The organism is Bacillus sp. REN16, assembly GCF_020731355.1.
Taxonomy (GTDB): domain Bacteria; phylum Bacillota; class Bacilli; order Bacillales; family Bacillaceae_L; genus Ferdinandcohnia.
This window is the reverse complement of the sequence record NZ_JAJFZK010000006.1, coordinates 90,327-115,606: the sequence shown is the minus strand read 5'-3', so window position 1 is coordinate 115,606 and position 25,280 is coordinate 90,327. Positions and strand designations below refer to the sequence as shown.

23 protein-coding genes are annotated in these 25,280 nt (G+C 35.9%); 3 read left to right on the top strand and 20 right to left on the bottom strand.

The genetic code is table 11. The features are described 5' to 3' along the window. Positions 1 to 72 precede the first annotated feature (72 nt). Both LKW28_RS09590 and LKW28_RS09585 read right to left on the bottom strand, forming a co-directional pair. Complete coding sequence (locus tag LKW28_RS09590; protein WP_229140146.1) at positions 73 to 993, bottom strand: NAD(P)/FAD-dependent oxidoreductase; 921 nt, start codon at positions 991 to 993, stop codon at positions 73 to 75. A gap of 214 nt (positions 994 to 1,207) precedes the next feature. Continuing rightward, positions 1,208 to 1,333, bottom strand: coding sequence for a YjcZ family sporulation protein (locus LKW28_RS09585; RefSeq protein ID WP_229140145.1), 126 nt, complete (start codon positions 1,331 to 1,333; stop codon positions 1,208 to 1,210). 198 nt (positions 1,334 to 1,531) lie between these two features. Between LKW28_RS09585 and LKW28_RS09580 the strand changes: the two genes are divergently transcribed. Together LKW28_RS09580 and LKW28_RS09575 are read left to right on the top strand one after the other, a co-directional pair. Continuing rightward, positions 1,532 to 2,695 (top strand): M20 family metallopeptidase, encoded by a 1,164-nt coding sequence (locus LKW28_RS09580; RefSeq protein ID WP_229140144.1) that lies wholly within the window; start codon positions 1,532 to 1,534, stop codon positions 2,693 to 2,695. A 176-nt stretch (positions 2,696 to 2,871) separates the two neighbouring features. Further along, on the top strand, positions 2,872 to 3,582 hold the full coding sequence (locus tag LKW28_RS09575; RefSeq protein ID WP_229140143.1) for a cell wall hydrolase: 711 nt from the start codon (positions 2,872 to 2,874) through the stop codon (positions 3,580 to 3,582). Positions 3,583 to 3,706: 124 nt separating this feature from the next. On the opposite strand, the gene LKW28_RS09570 is transcribed toward LKW28_RS09575, so the two are convergent. Next, the gene (locus LKW28_RS09570) at positions 3,707 to 4,459 is read right to left on the bottom strand and encodes an ABC transporter permease (protein ID WP_229140142.1); all 753 of its coding nucleotides are present in this window, start codon (positions 4,457 to 4,459) and stop codon (positions 3,707 to 3,709) included. Continuing rightward, positions 4,456 to 5,184, bottom strand: coding sequence for a phosphate ABC transporter ATP-binding protein (locus tag LKW28_RS09565; RefSeq protein WP_229140141.1), 729 nt, complete (start codon positions 5,182 to 5,184; stop codon positions 4,456 to 4,458). The genes LKW28_RS09570 and LKW28_RS09565 overlap by 4 nt, the downstream gene beginning before the upstream one ends. Before the next feature lie 149 nt (positions 5,185 to 5,333). Here LKW28_RS09565 and LKW28_RS09560 point away from each other — a divergent pair, with 149 nt between their 5' ends. Beyond that, positions 5,334 to 6,665 (top strand): NAD(P)/FAD-dependent oxidoreductase, encoded by a 1,332-nt coding sequence (locus LKW28_RS09560; protein WP_229140140.1) that lies wholly within the window; start codon positions 5,334 to 5,336, stop codon positions 6,663 to 6,665. Positions 6,666 to 6,703: 38 nt separating this feature from the next. On the opposite strand, the gene LKW28_RS09555 is transcribed toward LKW28_RS09560, so the two are convergent. The 16 genes from LKW28_RS09555 to LKW28_RS09480 form a co-directional block, all read right to left on the bottom strand. Continuing rightward, entirely contained in the window at positions 6,704 to 7,261 is a 558-nt protein-coding gene (locus LKW28_RS09555) for a hypothetical protein (RefSeq protein WP_229140139.1), read from the bottom strand. Positions 7,262 to 7,444: 183 nt separating this feature from the next. Further along, entirely contained in the window at positions 7,445 to 7,822 is a 378-nt protein-coding gene (locus LKW28_RS09550) for an SET domain-containing protein (RefSeq protein ID WP_229140138.1), read from the bottom strand. An 81-nt stretch (positions 7,823 to 7,903) separates the two neighbouring features. Continuing rightward, on the bottom strand, positions 7,904 to 8,113 hold the full coding sequence (locus tag LKW28_RS09545; protein WP_229140137.1) for a hypothetical protein: 210 nt from the start codon (positions 8,111 to 8,113) through the stop codon (positions 7,904 to 7,906). A 156-nt stretch (positions 8,114 to 8,269) separates the two neighbouring features. Then, complete coding sequence (locus LKW28_RS09540; RefSeq protein ID WP_229140136.1) at positions 8,270 to 9,643, bottom strand: hypothetical protein; 1,374 nt, start codon at positions 9,641 to 9,643, stop codon at positions 8,270 to 8,272. Positions 9,644 to 9,990: 347 nt separating this feature from the next. Next, the gene (locus LKW28_RS09535; RefSeq protein ID WP_229140135.1) at positions 9,991 to 10,854 is read right to left on the bottom strand and encodes a gfo/Idh/MocA family oxidoreductase; all 864 of its coding nucleotides are present in this window, start codon (positions 10,852 to 10,854) and stop codon (positions 9,991 to 9,993) included. 86 nt (positions 10,855 to 10,940) lie between these two features. Next, a complete protein-coding gene (locus tag LKW28_RS09530; protein ID WP_229140134.1) occupies positions 10,941 to 11,993 on the bottom strand; it encodes a dihydrodipicolinate synthase family protein in 1,053 nt (350 codons plus the stop codon). Beyond that, positions 11,994 to 13,010, bottom strand: coding sequence for an NAD-dependent epimerase/dehydratase family protein (locus tag LKW28_RS09525; protein ID WP_229140133.1), 1,017 nt, complete (start codon positions 13,008 to 13,010; stop codon positions 11,994 to 11,996). A gap of 129 nt (positions 13,011 to 13,139) precedes the next feature. After that, the gene (locus tag LKW28_RS09520) at positions 13,140 to 14,753 is read right to left on the bottom strand and encodes an extracellular solute-binding protein (RefSeq protein ID WP_229140132.1); all 1,614 of its coding nucleotides are present in this window, start codon (positions 14,751 to 14,753) and stop codon (positions 13,140 to 13,142) included. 76 nt (positions 14,754 to 14,829) lie between these two features. After that, positions 14,830 to 15,705: a carbohydrate ABC transporter permease gene (locus LKW28_RS09515; RefSeq protein WP_229140131.1), complete on the bottom strand. Its 876-nt coding sequence runs from the start codon at positions 15,703 to 15,705 to the stop codon at positions 14,830 to 14,832. 24 nt (positions 15,706 to 15,729) lie between these two features. Next, positions 15,730 to 16,641 (bottom strand): ABC transporter permease, encoded by a 912-nt coding sequence (locus LKW28_RS09510; RefSeq protein ID WP_229140354.1) that lies wholly within the window; start codon positions 16,639 to 16,641, stop codon positions 15,730 to 15,732. Positions 16,642 to 16,848: 207 nt separating this feature from the next. Continuing rightward, complete coding sequence (locus LKW28_RS09505) at positions 16,849 to 17,475, bottom strand: YesL family protein (protein ID WP_229140130.1); 627 nt, start codon at positions 17,473 to 17,475, stop codon at positions 16,849 to 16,851. A gap of 72 nt (positions 17,476 to 17,547) precedes the next feature. Next, positions 17,548 to 19,512 (bottom strand): heparinase II/III family protein, encoded by a 1,965-nt coding sequence (locus tag LKW28_RS09500; RefSeq protein ID WP_229140129.1) that lies wholly within the window; start codon positions 19,510 to 19,512, stop codon positions 17,548 to 17,550. A 64-nt stretch (positions 19,513 to 19,576) separates the two neighbouring features. Next, positions 19,577 to 20,995, bottom strand: coding sequence for an extracellular solute-binding protein (locus LKW28_RS09495; RefSeq protein WP_229140128.1), 1,419 nt, complete (start codon positions 20,993 to 20,995; stop codon positions 19,577 to 19,579). An 87-nt stretch (positions 20,996 to 21,082) separates the two neighbouring features. After that, the gene (locus tag LKW28_RS09490; protein WP_229140127.1) at positions 21,083 to 22,150 is read right to left on the bottom strand and encodes an alpha/beta hydrolase family protein; all 1,068 of its coding nucleotides are present in this window, start codon (positions 22,148 to 22,150) and stop codon (positions 21,083 to 21,085) included. Next, positions 22,150 to 24,003 carry a hypothetical protein gene (locus tag LKW28_RS09485; protein WP_229140126.1) on the bottom strand — a complete coding sequence of 618 codons (1,854 nt, stop codon included), beginning with the start codon at positions 24,001 to 24,003 and terminating at the stop codon, positions 22,150 to 22,152. Before LKW28_RS09485 ends, LKW28_RS09490 begins: the two co-directional genes overlap by 1 nt. Positions 24,004 to 24,044: 41 nt before the next feature. Beyond that, the gene (locus LKW28_RS09480; RefSeq protein ID WP_229140125.1) at positions 24,045 to 25,280 is read right to left on the bottom strand and encodes a DegT/DnrJ/EryC1/StrS family aminotransferase; all 1,236 of its coding nucleotides are present in this window, start codon (positions 25,278 to 25,280) and stop codon (positions 24,045 to 24,047) included.

Genomic DNA, 25,280 nt, shown 5'->3' with positions numbered 1-25,280 from the left:
ATCCCCTGTAAGCGCTTAAGTATTTTAAAAGCCTATTATTACATCATATGTATGTAAAGATTGATAATTTCGTTATTCGGATGTTTTTTCATCTAAAAGGCTTTTATGAATCCAAATGGCTGCCTGCATGCCATCACCCATGGCGATTGTTATTTGCTCGGAATGGACGGCAATATCTCCTGCTGCCCAGACGTGCTTTATATTCGTCATTTTTGTTCTTGGATCAACATTGATATGTTTATTTTCCATTCGTTCGATCCCAAGCTGGACTGCTAGTTCTGACCGTACCTTGTTTCCCCCAAACCCTAAAAATCCACGATCTCCCTTAATGATATTTCCACTTTTCAGACGTACGCCAAGAAAATCTGCATGATCTTCACCAAGCAAAATTTCCTCTGCTTCATCTTGGATATGAGATATACCCTTTTGCTCAAACTTATCCATCAGATCATTATCAAGTTTATTCCAGTCATGATTGATGAATGTAATGTCTTTTGTAAAATAAGAAAGAGTGAGTGCCATTGCCGCTCCGGACTTTCCAGATCCAATCACAATCACATGCTTGTCAACCACTTCGTAGCCGTCACAGTCAGGACATACATAGACAGTTAACCCTAAACATTTATAAATATTTTTAATAGGTGGAATATTGTCCTTTATGCCAGTTGCAAGGAGCAACCGTTTTGCAGCAAATGTATCGCCGCCCCGACAATCGATTTGAAATGAATCACCTTGTTTTTCAATTTTTATGACCTCATTTTGAATAAAAGAGACCCCGTAACGTTCTGCATGCTTTTTTCCTTGATTACGTAATGTTTCCCCGCTTACTCCGTCTGGCCACCCTAAAATATTGTGGTAGCTTCTGCAAATGGTAGAACGGCCGTCATCTGAATCAATAACCGCTATTTTACGGTTGTACCTTCCAAGCTGAATGGCAGCCTGCAATCCAGCTATTCCCCCACCGATAATGACAACTTCATATTGATTAATCATATTTTCACCTCAATAAAGACATATGCTTTTTATCATTTGTATTTTAGGGTAATATCTATTCAAAAAAAAAACACGCAGTTAACATAATATTTTTATAATCAACCTAATTGTGTTCAGATCATCTAGTTTACATATTATTATTATCGCAAACAAAAAAAAGACTCCCTCCACTATTTGTGAAAGGAACCTCCTGTTTTATTTGCTCTGTATATGATTAGCGTACGTAAGAAGCACCAACAATTATCAATAAGATAAACAATACAACGATTAATACAAAACCGTTGTTATTTCCAAATCCACCATATCCGTATCCGCAGTGATCGTGGTATCCGTAGTTCATAATGTCATCTCCCTTTCTTTTTCATTACATTGTTAGGATATGAGCCTATGGGTTGTACTGTATGTGCTAGTGCCTATTTTTTAATAATTTTTAATCATTATATAAAAATAATATAGTAGACAAAGAGTTTAATTGAATTTTTATACATGTTGTTTTATAATAATCCATAGAAAACCTATAAAAGAAAGTTGGTTCATTATGAAAGCAGAAATACTTGCGGCTATCGAGGAAAATAAGGATCGTTTTTACGAAATCAGTGCATACATTGGGGCAAATCCCGAGTTGGGTCATGAGGAGTTCAAGGCCTGTAAAATTTTAACAGATGAACTCAAAAAACATAAATTTGATGTAGAAATAGGAACAGCTGGTCTCCCTACCGCCTTTGAAGCTATTTTTGACAGTGGAAAACCTGGTGCGACAATTGGAATCATGTCGGAATATGATGCACTGCCTGAATTAGGTCATGCGTGTGGGCATAATTTGATTGGAACGATGGGAATTGCAGCAGGTATTGGTTTATCGAAGGTTCTTTCAGAAACTGGCGGGAAGGTTGTTGTGTACGGAACTCCGGCTGAAGAAACAAAAGGTGGAAAAGTAACAATGGCGGAGCAAGGTATCTTTAATCATCTGGATGTGGCCATGATGGTCCATCCACTAAGCCACTATGAAAAAAGTGGTGCATCCCTTGCAAAGGATGCTATCCAATTTGAATTTTTCGGGAAAGCGGCACATGCAGCCGCTGCTCCACATGAAGGAATCAATGCCCTAGATGCGGTCATTCAAACATTCAACAGTATCAATGCATTAAGACAACATATTACATCTGATGCACGTATTCATGGAGTTATCTCAGAAGGTGGGAAAGCGGCTAATATCGTACCTGATTATGCAGTGGCACAATTCTATGTTCGCGCTGCAACGCGAGAGTATGTGGATGAGCTTGTTGAAAAGGTTAAAAAATGTGCCCAAGGTGCAGCCCTTCAAACAGGTGCAACTATGGAATGGTCATTTTATGAGTTCTCCTATGATGATATGGTTACAAATGAAGCTTTTTCAGATGTATTTACCGATACATTAATTGATTTAGGAGTTAATCCGGAGGAAATTTATGAACGTGCAGAAGGCGGATCACTTGATATGGGAAATGTAAGCCATGTTGTCCCTTCTATCCATCCGTACGTAAAAATTTGTGATGAGCCATTTGCGTGCCACACTCACGGTTTCCGTGAAGCTGCCCTGAGCAATCAAGGGAAGGATGCAATGATCCTTGGTGCAAAAACAATGGCGTTAACAGGATTCAAAATTTTAACAGAACCAGAATTACTAGAAAACATTAAAGAGGAATTTGACAAGAAGAAATAAGTACCAAGGGATGGTTCTCTTAATCAAAAGAGAACCATTTTTTTGCTAGTTTTTGGAATATAGACAAGGTGTAATCTACCTGTAACGAAACTGTAATACTAATCTATTTTTTCGGTTCATAGTAATGAGTCATAGAGAGTTAACCAGTACTTAAATTAACTAGGAGGACTATTACTATGAAAAAATTACTATTAGGACTAGCGATCTTTATAGCATCTCTATTTTTTGCGGATCAGGCGTTTGCGTATACTGTTCAAGACGGTGACACAATGTCTGAAATCGCTCGAAAGCATGGAATGAAGTTAGATGAATTAGTGGTTATGAACCCTCAAGTGGAAAATGTAGACCTTATTATTGTCGGGCAAAATATAATTACGGAAGTAATTCATGATAATGCACCAAAATTATTTGAAGGAATGCACATTGAAGAAAAAGAAGAAGCTGTCGTTGCTACACTAGAAGCGGTAAAAACGGCAAAAACAGAGCAAGTTGTGACAGATGTTAAGAGTGTTTCAAGTAAATATAAATTTTCTTCCCAAGAGTTAGACCTTTTAGCGAGAATTGTACGAGCTGAGGCTCAAGCCGAACCATTTGAAGGAAAAGTAGCCGTCGCGGCAGTTGTGTTAAATCGTTTAGAAAGCCCAAAATTCCCTGATACAATTCAAGGTGTTATTTATCAACGCGGCCAGTTCCAGCCTGTTCGTAATGGAGCAATCAATAAACCTGCTGATGAAGAATCGAAAAAAGCGGTGCATGCAGCACTTAATGAAATGAGATATATTGCTAAAGAAGCCTTGTTCTTCTATAACCCTGCGATTGCCACTAGTCGTTGGCTAGATTCAAGAACGACTGCAGCGAAAATCGGCAGGCATGTGTTTAAATATTAAATGTGTATTATTGAATATCGAAAATAAGCTGGGAAACTAAAATATCCCGTTCATATAATTGATAAATGCCTGAGCCCTATCATTTGAGATGTGGGTTCAGGCATTTTTAGTTTCACACTATTTTTTATCTCATTTTCAAAAATTGCATACGTTGGTTGAATAGTGTTGGATAGGACAAAAATCCAAGCATAATGCTTGTTACTGCTGCAGTAGTTAATAGTAAAAAGAGTACGAGTAATTGAAATTGAACTGCTTGGATTGGACTAGCTCCTGCAATAATTTGTCCACTCATCATCCCAGGCAGTTGAACGAGTCCGATTGTTTTTTGACTCTCAATGGTTGGAATCATACTCGCCTTGATTGAAGTAATAAGCTGGGTATGAATCGCTTGTTTTGGCGTCCCACCTAAGGAGAGTATAAGCTCTGTTTGTTCTTGATGGGTATCAACCTCTGCTGTAAATCTATTCAAAAATAGAATTGCGAGCACCATTGAATTACCGACGACCATCCCGCTGATTGGAATGATATACTGGGCGGTTGCTGGTGTAATTTTAAACCCTAAGAGAATTGCCTGTGTGAGAACCTCCATAAAAATCAAGGTTGCGGCAATTTTCCACGTAATACCTTTTATCGCCTTCCCCTTTTTCCTTGCATTTTGAGTGGCCGCAACAATCATTACGACAACCATTAGAAATATATAAATGAGACTTTCCGTTTCAAAGACGAACTTTAAAATGTAGCCAACTGCAAATAGCTGAATGATTGATCGGATGACCGCAATTGTGGTGTCCTTTTCCAAACCTAGATTAAATGTTTTCGATAAAAAAATCGGGATGAGAACAAAGATGAGGGCGATTGCTAATCCAAGTGTACTCATGCCATCTCCCCCTTCACAAATAGCTTTACTTTTTCGTGTGAAGGAGATTTCAATAAAGTGCTCTTTCCCGTTTCAATGACTTCCCCCTCCATAAGCACCCAAACGTAATTTCCAATTTCGATGGCTTGCTGAAGATTATGGGTAATCCAAATAGTTGTTACCTTGTATTTCTGGTTGATTTTGACAATCAGTTCCTCAATTTCGGTTTTAGAGACCCGATCAAGTGCCGACGTGATTTCATCCAACAACATTATTTTTGGATGATTAACGAGTGTTCGAGCAATGGACACCTTTTGACGCTGTCCACCTGATAAATCTCGAATATCCCGATCTAAATATTCAACTTCTAATCCAACATCATCTAATAATTCTTTCGCTGTATTTTCTTCCAATTTTTTACCTTGGAGCGTTAATGGCAAAGCTAAATTCTGAAGCACCGTACCGCTCACCATTGGTGCATTTTGAAGAGCAATACCGACAATCCGTCGTAATTGCACTGGTTCATATGAATGGATGTCTTTTCCCTTTATATAAATTTCACCAGAATCATGGGACAAAAGACCATTACAAAGCTTCAGCAATGTTGATTTTCCTGCACCCGATGGTCCAACCAAGGTCGTAATCGTTCCTTCATAAAAGGAACCTGTAATATTTTTCAAAATATGTTTATTGTCTGCATGAAAATTTACATGGTTAAAATGAATGGCTGGTTTTAATGGTTCCACTGTTTCACTTCCTTTAACTCGATAACTAAAGATAACATAGAGGCTAACATTACTGGATAAATTTTAAATCATTCTTGTATATTATGTACCTTTTTTATCAAACACAATTTAAAATATAAACATATGAATTACATAGGAGTGTATTTTAAATGAAACAAAATCTGAAATCAATCATAATTGGCGGAGGAATTGCCGGAAAGTTAGCAGCCCGTGTTCTATCTGCTTCTTTTCAAAGCGTAATTATACTAGAGCAAGATTCCGAAGTTACTTCACCTAATCCTAGAAAGGGTGCACCACAAGGCAATCATATCCATGCATTGCTTCACGCTGGAGAACATGGTTTAGAGCAGCTTTTTCCAGGAATCACTGAACATTTTTATTCAACTGGTGCGATAAAAATCAATTCTACAAAAGACCTGGCTTGGCACCATCATGGAGTTTGGAAACTTCGATACGATGGTGGTTACACAACAACACTCCAAACCCGACCACACTTAGAATGGCATATTAACCAATACATAAAAAAAGATGAAAATATTACCATTCGGTATAATCAAACTGTTAAAAAGTATGTTTTTGATAAGGGTGAAAATCGAATTATTGGTGTTGAGCTAAAGAACGGCTCAATAATTTATGCTGATCTTATTATTGATGCGAGCGGAGCAAGTAGTTTCTCCTATCGTTGGCTGACTGAACAAGGCGTACAGGTTCCAGAAGAAAAAGTTAAAATTGGGTTAACTTACGTCAGTCAAATTGTCGAATTACCGGACAACAATGACCGGGATTGGACAATAAAGTTGCTTTATCCAGATCCACCTCATGAAAAAATGGCCGGATCCCTTTCGAAAGTTGAGGGAAATCGATATTTGGCAACTTTTATTGGATATCATAACATCATCAATGATAAAGATACTTTAAAAGAAAATAGTTTACTAGCTTTGGCCGAAAAACTACCAAAAACGGATATATTTCACGAATTACAAAACGCTCAACCTCTTACTGGTATTTCGATTTATAAGGTGCCACATATTACATGGAGAAAAATTGAAAAAGTGAAGAAATTCCCTTCTGGGCTCTTGATGATTGGTGATACACTATGTAGAATTGATCCCTTTTTCGGACAGGGTATGAGCATTGCGGTGTTAGAGGCACTTGCTTTAAAAGATATTTTACAAAATCAATCGCAAGACAACATTGCCCAGAAATTTCATAAAAAGGCGGCAAAAATCATCGCTCCGATTTGGAATATGGTACTGACAGAAGATTTTCGTTATTCGGAGACGACTGGTAAAAAACCACTTGGTTTTCCCATTCTCCAATGGTATGCCCGAAACGTATTCCTATTATCGGCAAAAGATAAGAATATCTATGATTCTTTTATTAAGGTAATGAATCTGAAACGTCCAATGACCATCTTAATGCAGCCGCTGATTGTATTTGCTGTTTTAAAAAAAGGACTAACTAAAAAACGGAGACTGTGATAAAACAGTCTCCGTGGTTATAAAGTGAGATAACTTCGCTAACTCCCCACTCCAACATCTGCCATTAGCTCTTCATGATAAATCCATGCATTCTGTTCAGGAGTAGTAGCCCCAATCCATATAAAAAGTGGATCTGCTCCATGGGTGCCATTGAAGGTGACGACGAGATGTTTGTAGATTTTGAGATTGAACTCATCCTCTTCTCTGAAAAAGGAAAGCTGAGGATTATAGAGTCGGTTTCCTTCTGTGTACTCGTTTCGATATTCACTATACTCCGGTAAATCTTCTGGGCGTTTTACTTGGCTGAAGGTCACGACTATTTTTCGGGTTTCAAAAAATAGTGATACATACTCGTATGATAAGCCTGCTGTTCTAATTTCAGGTGTTACATTCAATTCTGGGTGTTGATTCGCGATGTGGTAGATGGAGTCGAAAACATAGGAGGCGCGTTGTCTGGAGATGAAATTTCTTTCAGTGATGAGAACTGACTTACCCTCCCTATCCTTATAAAAACGCTCTAATCCACGTTTAATCCCTTTAATAATTATTTGCCTTTCAACACTGCTTAAATAGAATTCGTTACTAGAATCTAACAAGAATCAAACCTCCCAATTCTATCATTTTTCTCATTATACCTTTATGGAGGTGTCGAAAAGTGTTAGATTCTGGATGAACATTAAGTTTACCTTTCGAATGTCAAAGAAAAGAGAGGTTGCAAAAAAACACAACCTCTACTCCGCTAATGAATGTTATTTTTTGCTGGGTTGATGTTATTGTCCCTACTCCTTGTTAAACCAAAGCTCGTCTTTGTTATCAACATCACCATTGTAGTTGATGAGGATTTCATCCCCTGCTTTGATGTCTGTGTAAGCATAGAAGTCAAATGTGTGATTATCAAAATTTATTTCATAGATGGCATTGGGTTCATAAGAATGGTTAAATAACATTCCATACCCTAGTAATATCGCCGTATGATTGATCCCATACTCAAAAGCGTAATCAGCAAGTAAGGTTTTCTCAATATGCTGATGCTGGTCGTTCGGATAAGAAATGACAGGTGCTTCGTGTATGAGCTGCCCTTTTTTTATATCAGTTTTGGCAAATACTCCTCTATTGAATTCGCCATCACTTAGTGAAGATGTTTTTATCTCAATCATGTGTTCGCCTACTCACTTTTTAAATTTTTATTTCTTAAAACAAAATAAAATTGGGGGCCGGTAACCCAATATGTTATACGTTTAACGTGACGGCTTTGGAGGTTGACACACATCACATTTTCGCTGGTTATTATTCTTAAACTTCGTAAATGTTTTTTCAAAATTACTGCCACAAGCACATTTGAAAAGCAATTTTTGAGAAAATCCATGAAATTCCGTCGAAAGCAGTTTACTTTCAGAATTATTCTCAACAAATGCTCTAATTTTTTCAATTGTCCATCTTTTATTCATTCACTGACACCTCCAGATTTATCACTAGTATAAGTAGTGTCTTATTTTAACATGAGTTGAACCACAATAAAACAGATTGATTTTATTAGGGTTCAAAAAACAAGGCCCACCTCCTAACTATGAAATGGGCCATTGTTGTAGCGGTATCTATGTTATTTACAATAAAAAGTAGGCAACTAGGGTTCCGATAATTGACATGCCTATTGCAAATGGCATGTTTTTTATGGTAATTCGGAATGGGCTTTGCCCTGTTCCCATGGCGGTTAAGGTAACAAGCAAACCGTATGTTCCTACTGTGAATGTGGCAACAGAACCCGTTATTAGGACTAAAGCAATACTTATAGGATTCATTATCTCTAACAATGGAGTAATGATACCTGTTAAAATCCCCACTGTCGCGATTGGATGAATACCGAACATACTAAAGATAACAAAGATTGCTTGAATAAGGAACAAAATGAGCATCGGATAATCATAAACATAGGATAATGGTTTTTGAATGAACTCTAAAAACGCAGTATCTCCTAAACTTGTAGAAAATAAAGATAGAGAGATAAATAATACAATGAAATTCTGCATGGTATTTGTCTTTGTTTTCCAGTTATTCCAGCCAATTGCCCAAAAGCTTCTCCTTCTTTTAATGAGAATCGACCAAATGAAAGCAAATGGGAGGATAATGATCGTTACGGTTAAAATAAAACTTAATTTAAACAGATTTCCAATCAAAATAACAAGTGTCAAAAACAAAGCAAGTGCAATGATGAACTGTATCATTTTTTTCACGATTACTTTTTTATTGATTTTTGATTGTGTGTCTATACCCGCATGTTCAAATTTGTATTTTTTGTAATAAATGCGTCCAAAAAGAGAGTCTAACATAAAGGCGATAACCGCCATAAAAATGAGCCATGGCAAAAGTGTGACATAATCAACACCTGTGGCAAATATCGATACAGCAACCATGATCTCCAATGGACTCCACAACAGGGCTATTGAGTAACCTCGTAGTGATGCTGTTGTAATAAAGGAATTACGAATCTCCTTACCAAAAGACGACAACATGCTTTTAAGTACATCTTGTGAGATTGTAGCCGCTGATAAATTTAAAAAGGCAGCAAGAATATGTGTAATAAGCGAACTCCGTGGATACAGTTTCCCCAGATCTGAAGCATTCACTTTCATCAGCAAATTTAAATTTCGATCAAACCTTCCACTTCGCACAATACTATTCATCCAAGGCAGCATAGATAAAAGGGTTAATAATGAAAGATTAGTAGTTAGTAAACTAGGAATGACATGAAATGATTGACCAGTAGTGTAGAATAAATACCCGCCTATCGCTAAAAAAGAACCTCCTAAAATTTTAAAAAGTCTGGATGCCAGCGGATATGACACAATAAGCATGAAAATGGCAAGTACTCCAAGTATGTAATTGACCGTCCCGCTATCTATGAAAACATTAATCGTATGGAGCAAAAATACGAATGCATAAAAAATATAAAGATAGCGGAACAACGGGATTTCTTTCATTTTATCCTCCTTCTAAGGTGTATAAATCAAACAATCAAAGTATAGCATAGGTGGAAAAAACTACAAGGCGAATTTCCATTTCTTCTTTTGTGGGATAATGTATTCTGCATCAACATAAAAAAAGAGGCTGCAACTACAACCTCTGCGGATTCAATATTTAAGTATTATTGTACCCCTTGTTTTTAATCGATGTAATCGATACATCGAAATGAATCCGAGTATTGGTCCAGGTAAAAGAATCAAAAATGTATATTTCCAGCCAATCATCGATTAAACAAATGGCACGAGACAAATGACAATAATCGTAAGTTCTTACAGAAAAGAATAGAAATAAAGCGCTTAATGGATCAAACTTTATTCACTTCATCAATTACATGAAGGACTGCTAATGTTTCCTCCTTTGGAATAGGAGAAAGCCTTGAGTGAAAGAATTGGGTGATGTTTTCTAGTAAACTTACATAAAAAGGCCTCTCACCATTGCCGATATCAAAAGGAATTGTTTCTTCAATTGTATGTAGCAAACCACCGAACTTCTGGTAATTTTCGCGATCCCCTCTTACGGTGGCAAAGCGTCCATCTTGCCATTGAACAACCACTATTTCACACTTATCATTCCTTTCAACTGAAACATTTTTAATTTTCGTACCAAAGACAGTTATAAGAATTTCAATCATGTGAATTCCATACCAGTAATAGCCTGGAAGACTTTCCTCAAATGGTAATGGTCCATGCAAATAAATCCCTTGTAATTGGTTATTATATTGATTAAGTAGATCTGTAAGAACCGAGTCATACCTTAATGCCGATGTACTCATGATAGGGGTGTTGAAATTCTCGCCTAAAAGAAATATTTCTTTACCCTCCTCTTCCGATAAGGCAAGAGGTTTATCTATAAAAATAGGTTTCTCATATTTACAAATCTCTCTAAATACATTCATTCTATTCTTTGCATCAACCGAAGTTAGCAGAATTGCATCACTTTCTTCTGCTACTTCTTGTAGATAATTTTTGAAATGAATATTCTTAAATTTCCTGATCTCATTAGTAAATTCTTCAATTCTTTGGTAGCTGAGTGCAATTTTTGGATTTGATAAAGGAAGAACACTCGTAACATTTGCGCCTTTTATGTGAAAAGGATTTTTTGTGTCGTTTAATATTTTTGTAAATTCAACTGCATGAGAACTGTCTAATCCTATAATTCCTATTTTCATATTGTGCATATTTCCCACCTTAGTATCTTGTACATTTATGAAAAAGGAACTTCCTATTTATAATAGAAAGTCCCATTTTATCAACTTTACGAAAGCCACTTATTTAAATTCTCCCTTACAAAATCATCATCAGTAAGATGTGCGTATTGTTGATAGATCCTGTCTAATTCTTCTGCTTGGCCCTCACTTAATTCTTCTTTCGAAAGGAGACACCAACGTCCTTTTAGAATTCCTTGTCTTGCGAGAATTTCATTTATACCTGCAATACACCCTTTAAATTGATTTTTTGTATCGAATAACGCAGCATTCGCATCCGTAATTTCTTGTGATAGTGTTAATAACTCTATCGGAATCTTAGACTTTTCACGTTCTGCTTTAATTATTTCAAAAAGCTCAACTACTTTACTTGTCCAAACAGCCCAATGTCCAAGTAATCCACCTGAAATATTCTTTTCAACGATTTCGTCATTAACATTTATTTTGAATTTTGTCAGTAAATCAATCACAATATTATCATCATTACCGGTATATAAGGCAATTTGCTGATTTCGTTCGGAATGACAAACAGCCCTTACAACATCAATTGTTTGATATCGGTTAAATGGTGCGATTTTAATGGCATGGACATTTGGAATATCTGCAAACTTTCTCCAAAATTCATAGCTTAAAATTCTACCACCTACTGATGGTTGCAGATAAAAACCAAATACAGGGATAATATCTGCAACTTGTTTTGTTCTTTCGAGGAGTTCATCCTCTGAAAGTGAAGGTAGACCTCCCAAACTAAGTAGCCCAAGATCATAACCTAATTTTTTTGCGATTCCGGATTCTATTATTGCCTGGTCTGTTGGCCCGCAAATACCCGCAATCTTTATGAAGGGTCGGTTCAAATTTGCATTGTTTACTTCCTCCATTGCAAGGGATAACACTTTTTCATATAAATCAAACTCCGGGTCTCTTATCTCAAACTGTGTAGTATGTACACCAACAGCAATCCCACCCGCTCCTGAATCCATATAATATCTGGTTAATGCTCGTTGCGAGCGCTCATCAAGCTGCCTATCCTCAGTTAATGCTAATGGGTGAGCTGGTATGACTGTACCTTCGTGTAAGAGTTCATGAATATCCTTTTGCAGCATTTAAAAAGCTCCTTCCCTTTCCTGAAAATGAGTAGGCTTATTGATTGTAGCACCATCATTTTTAACCCAATCTGCAGTCCAATCAATCATTTGTCGAAGGGACACTTTGGGATAACCAAATAATTGGTGTGCTTTAGCTGCATTATTTAATAAAGCAGTTGGTTCCTCTTCGTTTACAAAATGAGGTTTCTTATTAAAACGTTTAGCAAATTCTTCTGCAATCCAGCGGGAAGATATAATCTCCGGTCCGGTTATATTTAAAGTTTGTGGAGGGCAGTCACAATGTAGTAAAGAACGGACGGCATATTCATTTGCATCCCCTTGCCAAATTATATTAAAATGTCCCATTTTTAGATCAATTGGCTGTTCTTCGTATACCTGTCTTGCGATTTCATGTAAAACACCATATCTAAGATCAATTGCATAGTTCAGCCGAAAAATTAAAATGGGTGTTCCATTTTTCCGTGAAAAATGAGTAAATATTCTTTCTCGACCTAAACAGGATTGTGCATATTCACCAATTGGATTTACCCGTGTTTCCTCGGTACAAGTACCATTTAAGATATTGGTCAACGGGTATACATTACCTGTAGAAAAAACAACGATTCGAGATTCTTTAAATTTTTCCGCAACACGACCAGGGAGATATGTGTTCATAGCCCATGTAAAATGTTCATTACCCGTAGTGCCAAATTTCGTGCCAGCCATATAAATAACATTTTTAATATCAGGTAGTTGATCTAGTTCTTCATCATTTAATAAGTCTGCCGGAATCGTCTCAATTCCAAAGTCATTAAGTTCTTGTTGTAAGGATCCTGAAGAAAAACGTGAAACACCGATCACCTTTTTATTTAGTCCACCTTTGTTAATTCCTCTTTGTATTAACTTTGCTAATGTGGGTCCCATTTTTCCGCCAACACCAAGTATAAGAATGTCACCATCTAATTTTTTTAAATCCTCTATCAGTTCAGCAGAGGGTGTGGTCATAATCTCCTCGAGTTGTTCAATTGTTTCCATTTTTACTTCCCCCTAGTAAAATATTTCTTTAACCATAAAAACTGCAAAAACCCACTGAACATAATAAAATTCTGTGGGCTTTTAGATTTTAAAAGGATTACTGAAAGACTTTATATTATTGGCAGTCTATTATTCCCAAACTCTGTCTGTGTAACCTTTTTCTTTAATACCTTCATTCATTTCTTTAATAATTTGTTCGCCGCCACGCTTCAGATACTCTTCAACAAGTTTATCCCAATCAGAAACAGGACGTTGACCAGCAATCATTTTTGCTTGCTCATTCATAATAAATTGAGTTAGATCAGTTCCTTTTTCTTGGTCAGTTTGAGAGATTACTCCGTTAGCAGGGTTTACATACATTTTGTTTGATTCCAACATTTGTTGTAATGAATCAACTAATCCCTTCATGGCTGGTAATGAATAATCATCAGCGTATTTAATTTGAGCATCTGCAGGGACATGTTCTCTATTATCTATGAAATAAGTAGATGGAGCCAATCCATCTGATGAGAAATTTGGAACACGAACTGGACTTCCATCTTCCATATTGTATCCAACCCCATCTTTACCCCACATCCAATCAAAATCCTCATTCTCTGAATTTCGTTCTTCTTTCGGGAAGAACTTTTTACCAAAATCTACAAGCTCAAGTGCACGATAGATTTTACCAGGGTCATCAGCTAATTTTGCATTTAATGCTAAAATACCAGAGTTACCCGAACCCATTGTAAACCCAACAGAACCATCTTTTGCCTCAAATGGTGGAATTGCTACAAATTCTGCTTCTGGGTCGATTTCTAGTAATCCACTCATATAATCCTCTGACATTCCTGATACACCACCGATAAAGATACCTGCTTTGCCAGAATAAAATTCAGCATTTGTATCAGCCCAGTTTAATACAGCAAAGTCCTTCGTCATTGCATTTGCAGCATATAAATCAGCAAAAAATTGAACTAACTCTTTGCGTCCTTCAGAAATGATTCCAGGAATATATTGACCTTCTTCGTTTTGGTGATACCATGTATTAAAATCCCAATATGCACCCATATTAAAATTCGGATTAACATTTTCCCCAATTGCTACTCCATACGTATCATCTTTCCCATTTTGATCAGGGTCATCATTCGTAAATGCGATTGCAACTGATTTAAATTCTTCATAATTTGTTGGAATTTCTAAATTTAGATTATCTAACCAATCCTTACGAATAATCGGTGTTAGCGGATATGGATTTGAATATCTTGGAATTCCGTAAATTTGTCCGTTTACTTTGAAAGCATTGTAAATTGAATCTGGTATAGCACCAAGAGTTTCATAATGTTTCAGGTAGTCATCTAAAGGTAAAAATGCCCCTTCTTCTGCCCATTGATAAAATCTTGAATCATTTGCTTGGAAACCAACCAAATCTGGCATACTTCCACCTGCAACAATTGCAGACGATTTTTCAGTATAATCTCCCTGTGGAATAATTTCTGGTTTAAAATCAATGTTAAATCTTTCATTGATTAAATCAAGACCAGGGCTTTTCACTGGTGGCGGATCACCAAAACGGAATGTCATACCAGTAATTGTATATTTTTCTGAATGATCGAATGGATCAATTTGCGCAGTATCTTTGTCATCCTCTTTCGATGGTTTTTCCTCTTCTTTTCCACCAGTATCCTTAGATGTACATGCAGCGATAATACTAATCGAAAGAACCATGACAACTAACAACATCAAAAGTTTTCTTAATTTCAAATTTATCCCCCCGTTTTTTACTATTAAGCGCTTTCAGTTCTAAATATTAAAGTGGCAAAGCAGCTCTTCATTCGAGTTATCCCTTTACTGACCCTAGCATCACCCCTTTTGCAAAATGTTTTTGTAAGAATGGATAAACAATCAAAATTGGTAGTGTTGCTAATAATATAGCAGCCATCTGAATTGTTTCAGGTGGTGGCATTGCTTCTAACATCATTTCATGTCCCCCGAGTGCTGCGTTGGGTTCATTCACAATTACAATTTGTCGCAATATGACTTGTATCGGCCATTTCGCAGGGTCATTTAAATATAAAACCCCAGTAAAATAACTATTCCAGTGACTAACCGCATAAAATAAACCAAAAGCTGCTAATGCGGGCTTGGATAATGGTAAAATGATTTTCCCGAAAATTTGAAGGTCATTTGCTCCATCTATTAGTGCCGCCTCTTTTAATTCCTCTGGGATACTAAGGAAAAATTGCCTCATTATAATTAAATTGAAAGGACTTATAGCTACTGGAATAATCAAGGACCAAATACTATTAATTAAACCCGTTTCCTTAACAACGATATATGTAGGAATCATCCCAGCAGAAAATAATAAGGTAAATAAGACTAGAAAGATGATCGTTCTCTGTCCCACAATTGGTCTAGTTAGAGCATAAGCCATCGTGGAAGTGAAAAATAAGTTAACTGCTGTTCCGATAACCGTGATATAGATTGTTAAAAAGATGGAACGAATAAATTGGTCAGAACCTAAAATATACGAATATGCATCAACAACCCATTCCTTTGGCCATAGTATAATCTCATTTTTCAAAAAATCACTTAATGATGAAAATGATACTGCAAACACATAAAAGAACGGAAAAATCATGATGATTGCAATGATAAACAAAGCGATAACATTGAAACTATCAAAGATAACAGAACCCTTAGATCGCTTATACATATACAAACCTCCTTGGAAGCAAAATTAATATAAACCTTCCTCGCCAAACTTTTTAGCTAAACGATTTGCCGTGACTACTAGTAGGAGGCCAACTAAACCCTTAAAGAGTCCAACAGCAGTTGCAAAGCTGAAATTTGCTTGTTGAATACCTTTAAAATACACGAAAGTATCTAACACATTCCCTGTATCCATATTAAATGGATTAAGCATTAAGAAAATTTGTTCAAATCCTGAATCCATGACATTCCCTAATCGTAATATTAGTAAGATAATGATTGTGCTCTTTATCGCCGGAAGAGTGATATGCCACATCTGTCGAAAACGATTTGCACCATCCATGATAGCTGCTTCATAAAGATTTGGGTTTACTCCAGCCAAAGCTGCTAGAAAGATAATCGTTCCCCACCCAGACTCTTTCCAAATAACTTGTAAAATTATTATCGGTTTAAATAAAGCCGGATCTGTTAAAAACGGAATGGGGTTCATTCCAAACGTCGAACCTAGAAAACCATTAACCAAACCCTCACTTCTAAGAAAAATTACTGTAATACCAACTACAACAACCCAAGATAAAAAATGGGGTAAATAGACAATTGATTGCACAATTCTCTTATAAAATTGGTTTCTAATCTCATTAAGCATCAGTGCTAAAACAATGGATATTGGAAATGCAAAGAATATTTGCAGGAAAGATAGTTGTAAAGTATTCCATATAACTCTAATAACCTCTGAATCTTCAAATATTAACTTAAAATATTTTAGCCCAACCCACGGGCTATCAATATACCCTTTAAATGGACTAAAATCCTTAAAAGCGATTACAATCCCCGCCATTGGCAGATACCGATAAATTAGAAAATATAAGATTCCTGGTAGTAGCAATAAAAATAAATACCGATCCTTCCACATCTTTCGTCCAAATTTAGACCAGTCCATTCTGCTACGCGTTTGTTTTTTTGTTTCTAGGGAAGATTCAGTCATTTTTCCTTGGGTTTGTTTCTTGATCTCCATTTCGTTCCCCCCTTTAAGTAAGGAATTATATCATTTTTTACTTACTTGTTTACCTGTATATAACATGTATTTTAAGAATAATATATTTTGCGTTAATTTTCAATACATTTCATAAAAATTTGGAATTCTCTATTATAAACCTTTGTTTTCTTTTTTTTCTAATCTTGTAAACAGTTTCATAGAAATAATCATCAAACAGAAAGCAATTAAGCTTCCGCAGAAAAACGGTAACAACCCAGGTATTTTTATCATGAGGTAATAAGGAATATAAAAACCTAATGCCATGATAATCGCAACAATGGGTTGGGATAAAACAAGGAATAACGTGTTTTTTAAGTACTGTATGGTCTTTAATTCGAAATTAACATATACAGGAAATGCAAATAATAGACCCAATACATAAATCACACCAAGGATAAATGTGAAATAGGTTAATAGCAGACTAGGTATATTAGAAAAATAGCGGAAAAATTGCAAATCAAAATAAACGATAAAGCCAAGAATGACCCAAATAAAACCATATAAATTTCCTTTGATCAATTCTTTTTTAAAAACTTCTTTAAAGTGAGTGAATGTATTAAAATCTTCTCCTTGAAGCCATTTTCTTATTACTGAAAACATAGCAATAGTTGATGGGAAAAACCCTAATACAACTAATCCAACAAAGTTTCCCAGTATCCAAAGTAGATTGACATACATTAGTTTCAAAGCCCAATCCGCATAATAGACAAGACTTCTTTTCCAACCTGAAAGTTCCATGAAGTATATCCTCCCGGTGTGATTTTGTAATTTTTGGATTATTAATAGTTTACAATATCACATTGGTTTCTCCTAGTTCTTTAATGGAATTTCTACTTCACATTTTTTGTTTTTGAGTTTGATCGAATTTATAGTTACCAACAAATAATCCGTAATATTCTGGTCGGGTCTATAAATTTCCAACTCTAGTTGTTCAGCATTTTTTGTAACATTATAATTATAGTCATTACCAAATAACTGCTTACTTCCTTTCGGTTGAAACAAGCATACGAAATATTGTTCCAAAGAGTTTCCAATAGGCTCAATTTGAAGACATGAACCATATTCCTCAGCTCCAGGGTGTATCCCCACCCTTTTGTTCGTAACTGTTGGGTAGATTGTATAAAGGCTTACTTCCGAATGTTCACCTTTTATATTAATTTTATTGCTTAAGAACTCATCCCCGGGATTCTTATCTTCTAAACCATCGTTCATTCTTGAAGTAGAATGATAGACGAATGTAATTTTATCATCCGCTTTAACCTTTATGACATGATCGAGCATAATGAAATATGTCTTATCAATATGGATCACTTTCCTTTCCCAAAGGGAAATATTGCTGTAAGCTCTTGTAGCATCCGCATTTAGAAAATCAATATGTTCAGACGTATACCAATCTGTAATTTTGCCCCTGCCTCTCCTAGTCTGACCTTTTCCGTTTATAAGCATGGAATTATGGCCGATTGTTCCTAATGTAAATTCCCTTCTTGGCCCTTCTACATAATCTTGATATCCGGGGTTTGTGAGTAACCATTCTCCAGCAATATTTAAAATAAAGTTATTTTGGTCGAAATGGTTATGGTCTTTTGCAGATGCACTTGAAGTAAAAGCCAATAAATGGTCATCGGATTGCCATCCACTTCGAAAAGCAGCCCATCCAATACTTGGAAAAACCTTTGAACATTGCTTATAATACTGATCTGGCGCAATTGGTGGGATAACATCCCTCATATGCATCAAGATGTCCGGATCTGCATCAGTAAATTGGTGTACATACCAGCTAGCAACCGGGTTTCGATTTTTATAAGCAAGCATTGCCATCATGTAAGTGAGATCAAGGTGGTAAAAAGAGTCTGAGAAATTTGCAAAACTAACTTCCTTATAATTGTTGCAAAGCATATAGAAAAATAAATCTGGCAGAAATGATTCAAAGTATTGATGTTCGATTAGTGTTGAGTGGCCAGTAGCACGATGAAAAATGTCTGCCGACATAAGTACATGTCTTGCTGCAACATTTGTATATAAAAGACCCTCTATCTCCGGACTTGTCAATCGATTATCTAGATACCTTGATAGGTATGTATATGAATCCCAATAGTATTTTTCAACATCAACCACATCCATTATCGCCACTGAGCCGACTAACATTGCAACTTTTTTTGATACAATAATATTATGGTTGTCTTCATTTTGAAAATCGATTTCGAAAGGAGATAAACCTTTATTTAAAACAGCTTCTTGTATGATTTTCTTTTCGGATTTTGTTAGAGTATGATAAATCGCATCATATCCAATTGAAACTGCAAGCGTAAAATGAGCATTACTTAAGTTTCCTTCTGCACCCCTATGCGGGAACTCGAACCATCGTTCAAACTTGCTTAACGCTAACAAATATTCTTTTATTTTTTTTGCATACTTTTCCTTTTTCGTCATTCCATAAGAATATGATAGGATTTTAACCCTTTCCTCAATTGCCCTTGAATACATCGTCCAAAATGGAAAATCCAAATAACCATCAGGATCGGGTACTGGCTTTAGTTGTTCTAAAGGAAGTTCAATGGTTAAGTTAACTTGAATACTTGGATAATGAACATAGAATTTTTCCTCAGTAACAAATGAATCTGCTTGCTTGTATATTTGAGCTGCAATTTTATTGAATTGAATCTTTTTATTCTGTACCTGATTAAAAACCAATTTTTTCGTATCTTCGATTTCTTTTAAAGTGAATAATATCCGAGGGTGCCCTTGTAGTGATTTTGTTATGTTTGTATAGTTCATACGCTCTTCCCTCCTTTTGTTATACCTGTTATTTACTTGTATATGTGCTGATAAGGAAAGGCTATTAATTAGCCTTTTCATTCAGTATTTTTTCAATTCTTTTGCATACATCCTCTGTTCTTTCCATATTTGCCCAAAGGAGCTGCAATTCGTTTTCAACTAATTCTGTTTCAGAGGTTGTTAATCCAAGATCCCTGATTGTATAAGCATTGGGCATAATTTCTTTAAAAGCATTATAATTATCAGGATGAACACCCGGCTGTAAAAGGTAATTATCCTCAGCAACAAAACGCAATATTGGGATGGTACAACCATTACGTTTCAGCATTGTTTGGGCTTCTGTACTCACCATATAATCTATCAGAGCCTTTGCCATTTCCTTCATTTCACTTTTAGCGTTAATACCCAGAGCACCTCCCAAAAGAAGTGTCGCCTTTGATTCTTTAGCTGGCACTGGAAGAACATCCCATTTAATTTTATGATCTCTAAATTCATTCATAAAATAATAGGTCGTAAGAATCATTGCAGCCCGTTCACGCATAAATAGATTTTCAGCCAATTCGTTACTTCCATGTGAAAAAATTGGTGAAACTTTGTGTTTATACATCAAATCAACACAAAATGACAAGGCCTCGATATTTTTAGGATTATTCATTACTGATTTTGGTCGATCTTCGAGCATAAACTGCCCATTATTTTGTAGAATGAATACCGGCCATCGATTTGAAGATGATGAGAAACAAAAGCCGTATTGATCTACAAGCCCATTCTCATCCATATCTTTTGTACATTTACTAGCCACCGTTAATAAATCATCCCAATTATCCATTTTAAATGAATTTTCTATACCAGCCTCTTCAAACATCCGTTTGTTATAACAAATCATTACAGGAGAAAAAACAAAGGGTGTAGCAATGGTATTTCCATCGGCAGTAAACATATCAAAAACCTTTTGATAACTATCCTTTTCAGCATCAAGATGCATAGGGATATATGGCTCCAAAAGATCTAATCTGTTTGTTTCGATTAGTTCCCGAAAATGGTAATCCGAAACTATAAATAAATCTGGACCATGTCCATGTTCAATTAATTGAGCTACACTATACATATAATCTGTAACTGGAAGCAGTTGTAATTCAATTTTGACAAATGGATTCAACTGTTCAAATCTTTTAATAATTTGTTCTACAATTTCCTTCTCATACGAGTCAGAAAACCACGCTAGTGTAAGAGTTTGTTTAGAGGTTTCTTGCGGCAAAGTCACACGGTTTCCTTTACCTGGTATTTTTTCAATTAATCCTTCTTCTACTAACTCAGCTAGAACCTTTCTAATCGAGACCCTGCTCAAATCATATTGTTTACTCAATGTATTTTCTGGAAGTATAAATTCGCCTGGTTTAATTCTTCCGGTAAGAATTTCATTCTTCAATTCAGTTAAAAATTTGTAATAACGCTGTTCAAAATCATTAATTTTCCGTAACAACATATACAGCTCCTATACAACATATTGACGACTTCATTATAGCAAATGTTGGGAGATTGCAAAATAATAATAACTAAGCTAAAACAACTATAAGAGATATCGTTCAAGAAATGAGTATGCTAGATTACGTATTTCGGCAGGAAAATCATGACCGCCATTTCCAATATAGGAGGTGAAATTGTTCTCTTCCCCTAGCCATTTATATAAATAGGTTAATTCTTCAACCCCTTTAGCTGCTGGCTCCCAATGGGGAAATATATGATCTGATTGACCCATCCATAGAAAAAATGGGGTTGGTGCGACTAATGCTGCAATTTCATGAAATTCAAAAGGAACTTCACCGTCCATTATTAGGTCACTAAGCTTTGGTATATGGGAAAACCACTCCCTTTTTCCCCAACGATGTGTTTCAGGGTCATTGGTAAATGTACTAAAGCCGCAACTGCACACAACGGCTTTTATCCGATTATCTACCCCAGCTAGGAAATAACCATTATAACCACCTAGTGAATGTCCAATTACACCAATTTTTTCACGATTAACGAATCCGATTTCAGATAGTACATTGACCCCATAGATATGATCAACAAGCATTTTTGCAACAGCCGACCAGTCTGGATACTGCTTATAAAATGGTGCTGTAAAAAAGGGCTTTGAACCATCGTCAATGCGATCTCCTGCCGTTATTGTATCAGGAGCTAAAACAATATATCCCCGTTGAACAAGCTCCAATCCATATCTTCTGCCATCTCTTCCACTATTAAGAGATATATCATCTTTTCCGTCAGAAGATGTTGGATGTAAAGCTAGAACTGCCGGCAGTTTCTTCTCCTTTGAAACATTTTTTTGCAAAAGGAAACTCTTAATATTATCCAGGGAATCTTCTAACTTATGATCCAAAGGTATTAAAAGATAAGCTGAAACAAAATCATTAAAAGCAGTAAGATATTTCATTTTGATTCGATAGTGATCCTTTTCCTTTTTAAAAGAGATAATTTCAAACTCACTTCCTTCACAGGGAGGAAGTTCTCCTATGAACTCTAGCCAGGTTTGATAAATTACATCACGTTTCTCTTCCCATTTTTTAAATGAATCAATCTCATCAAGTAAAGGAGGAATTCCAATTTGATTTAAAGAATCCAGCTTGTATACCATTAATTGTCCTCCTTATATAAATCAGCTATATTCATGCTACAAAGGTGACTTTCTGAACCGAAGAAAATTTTATTATGATAAAATACAATACCACTTGTTGCTTTTATTGAAAGGGTTCTAGCATCATTTACCATTATTGATTTGTTTGCTTCGATGCTAATTTTTACAATTGAATCACTCAGTAAACATAACAAAATTTGATGTGTCGAATCATAAATAAAACTATTTCTAACCACCCTTCCATACTTTGACAAATCATTCGTATAAATTACATCTTTCGTTTCCGTATCGAATACAAAATAAAGACTTTCATTGGTAAGACAATGAGCACGATCATACTCATCAATATATAACTGTGAGATTTCTTGAATACCAGACAATGGTTTTACCATGTATTCTACTTGTCTATTCTCTAGATTAATAGAATACAAACAAGCTTCCCTTTCTTTAGACATGGCTCCTCCTGGAGTCTCAACACTTGTTCCCGCAAGGATAGATCCTGATTTTAATTGTCCAAGACAGAAGGTACTTTGGTTTGGAACTAGGGCCGTGTGGGGGATAATTGTATTTTCTTTGGTTTGAACATTATAAATACCCAACCCTCCACCTACCAAGCCATACCCAGGAAACCCTCCCCAAACGATATGTACTCCATCTTGATGGGCAAGAGCACATCTTGGCCGATGGATTTCTTCACATTCATACAACAGTTTCGGATTTCTATCCACATTACCATTCTGAATTTTCTTTCTTAAGTCAATTTCGTACAACTTCCCGCCCGCATAGGCAAGCCCAACCATTACCTGACCATGCGATGCGTACGCAGCTATATTCCCACCGCCACCTTTTTCAATTGGACCAAAACGATATATCTCATTTTTTATAAAATCATAATTAAAAAAATGTAATGGATGCATTGAAGTCCCATATAGGGTTCGATCAGGTCCTAAATATAAAACCGAAAGATCGGCACCATTAGATTGATATTTTACCTTAACTTTCTTTCTTGTACCATTTCTAGTTTTAAAAATGACGAATTTTTCGGATAAACTATACTCAACAACACTGAATGCTCCTGCATGATTTCTATGTATCTTCTGAAATCCTTGCCCCGTATAATAGCCGGGAAAAATCTCCGTTGTTTCAACAAGGCTCATATTTCCATCAAGAAAGACCATCCAGTTATTCGATATTTGGGTGTTTTTTAAATCAGCTGCATCCCAGTGACCATAAACCTTATTGTCTTGTCCTTGATATACATATCCAGCTCCCTTTGTCCTTAGTTCCTCTGTCACTATTGATTTTTTAATGTTTTTAGCTGGATGGAATGCAATTATATTTTTTCTTTCAGTTCCGATTCCGATATATACCCAACCCTTATAATCAACCGCAAGACTACCAGGATACTTTTCTGTATCATCCATCGAACCGTAATCAGTAATTCTATTTGTCTTTGGACAATAAGTAAGAAGATTGCAGTTTGGATACGTCGTAAAGTAAATACTATTGTTTACATCTTCTGCAAAACTAAAGCCTACAATTTCTTCCCCATTTTCGATAAACTTATAGAATATAAATTTTTCTTTAAAAGGGTCCAAAATCATAAAAAGCTTCCCTGCACCTGTAAAGAACAAACCATTACTACTAAAGGACGCAAATGGATACTCGATATACCCTTCAGGAAAAAATACTTGCTTAGATATGGAGGTCTCGGGGTCGACGATTACTACAAAACCTTTTGCTGCAATAATAAAACGAGATTCTCCTGTCTTATTTGTGCAGAAAGCTGCAGTTCTTGCTTCATCATATTGTACAGGTATTCCATGATCTGTAACCTCAATTGTTTTTCTCATCATCATCCCCCTGCTCCTACGTTAAACATAAGACTTCTAATCTAGTATTTTCGTGAAAAATAATGAGATACCTTTCTTACCGCTTCAATTATCTCCTCAATATCATTTTTTGTATAAAATTCACTTATGTTAATACGTATCGCAGTACTTAAAATGTTTTCGGCTTCCAGGCAAGAACCAGGTTCATAATTTTGATTGGATAACTCAAACGGGAATTGGCTACTCAAATAGGCCTGCTTTTTCTGAAACAACGGAATTTTGTATAACACGTTCGGAATATAACCTGCCTGATTCGGAATACCTTCAGCTTCTAAGGCCTTTGAAAATTCCGCCCTTGAACATGAAAACTTACTTTCGTTTAATCGGAACATATAGAACCAATATGTACACCAACCATTTTCCGTGATTTTCATTGGATTGATTCCTTCAATCCCACTAATCCCGCTAGTAAGTTGCTCTCCGTACGTATTTCTTGTTTGGCAAATCCATTCTAATTTTTTTAACTGAGCAATGCCAACAGCCCCTTGTAACTCGGTCATTCGATAATTAGGTGCCAAATACTCAATTTCCCTTACAACAGATTTATCAAATCGTTGATAGTTTTTATCTGCAAATGCATGGGTTCTATAATAATCTTCTTGATTATTAGAATTGACTGTTACAATACCACCATCTCCAGTAGAAATATGTTTAAAATCATTTGTACTAAAGCAGCCATAATCCCCGATTGTACCTACAAAGCGATCTTTATAAGTTGTTAAATAGCTTTGGGCACAGTCCTCAATTACCTTAAGATTATACTTTTTTGCAATTTCCATTAATGGATCCATATCACAGGGATTACCGGCTAAATGAACAACAATAATCGCTTTTGTTTTTGAAGTGATTTTTTCTTCAATTGATTTTGGATCCAAATTATACGTGTTTGGATCCAAGTCAGCAAACACCGGAATTGCATTTTGATAAAGTATTCCCACGATTGTTCCTTGATCAGTAATTGGACTTGTAATGACCTCATCACCTACTGTCACCCCAGCAGCACCCAAGGCAACATGTAATGCAGCGGTTCCGGAAGAAGTAGCCACACTATACTTCACACCATACATCTCATTAAAATCAGCAAGGAATTTCTTTACCTTGTTTCCGAAATGGTAAAATAGAGTATTTTGATTTAATGCTTCAATCAACTCCTTCGCTTCCTCAAAGCCAAAACGTTCTCCAGTTCCAAACGGGGTAGCTTTTACTTTCGGTCCGCCATTAATAGCTAATTCATTCAA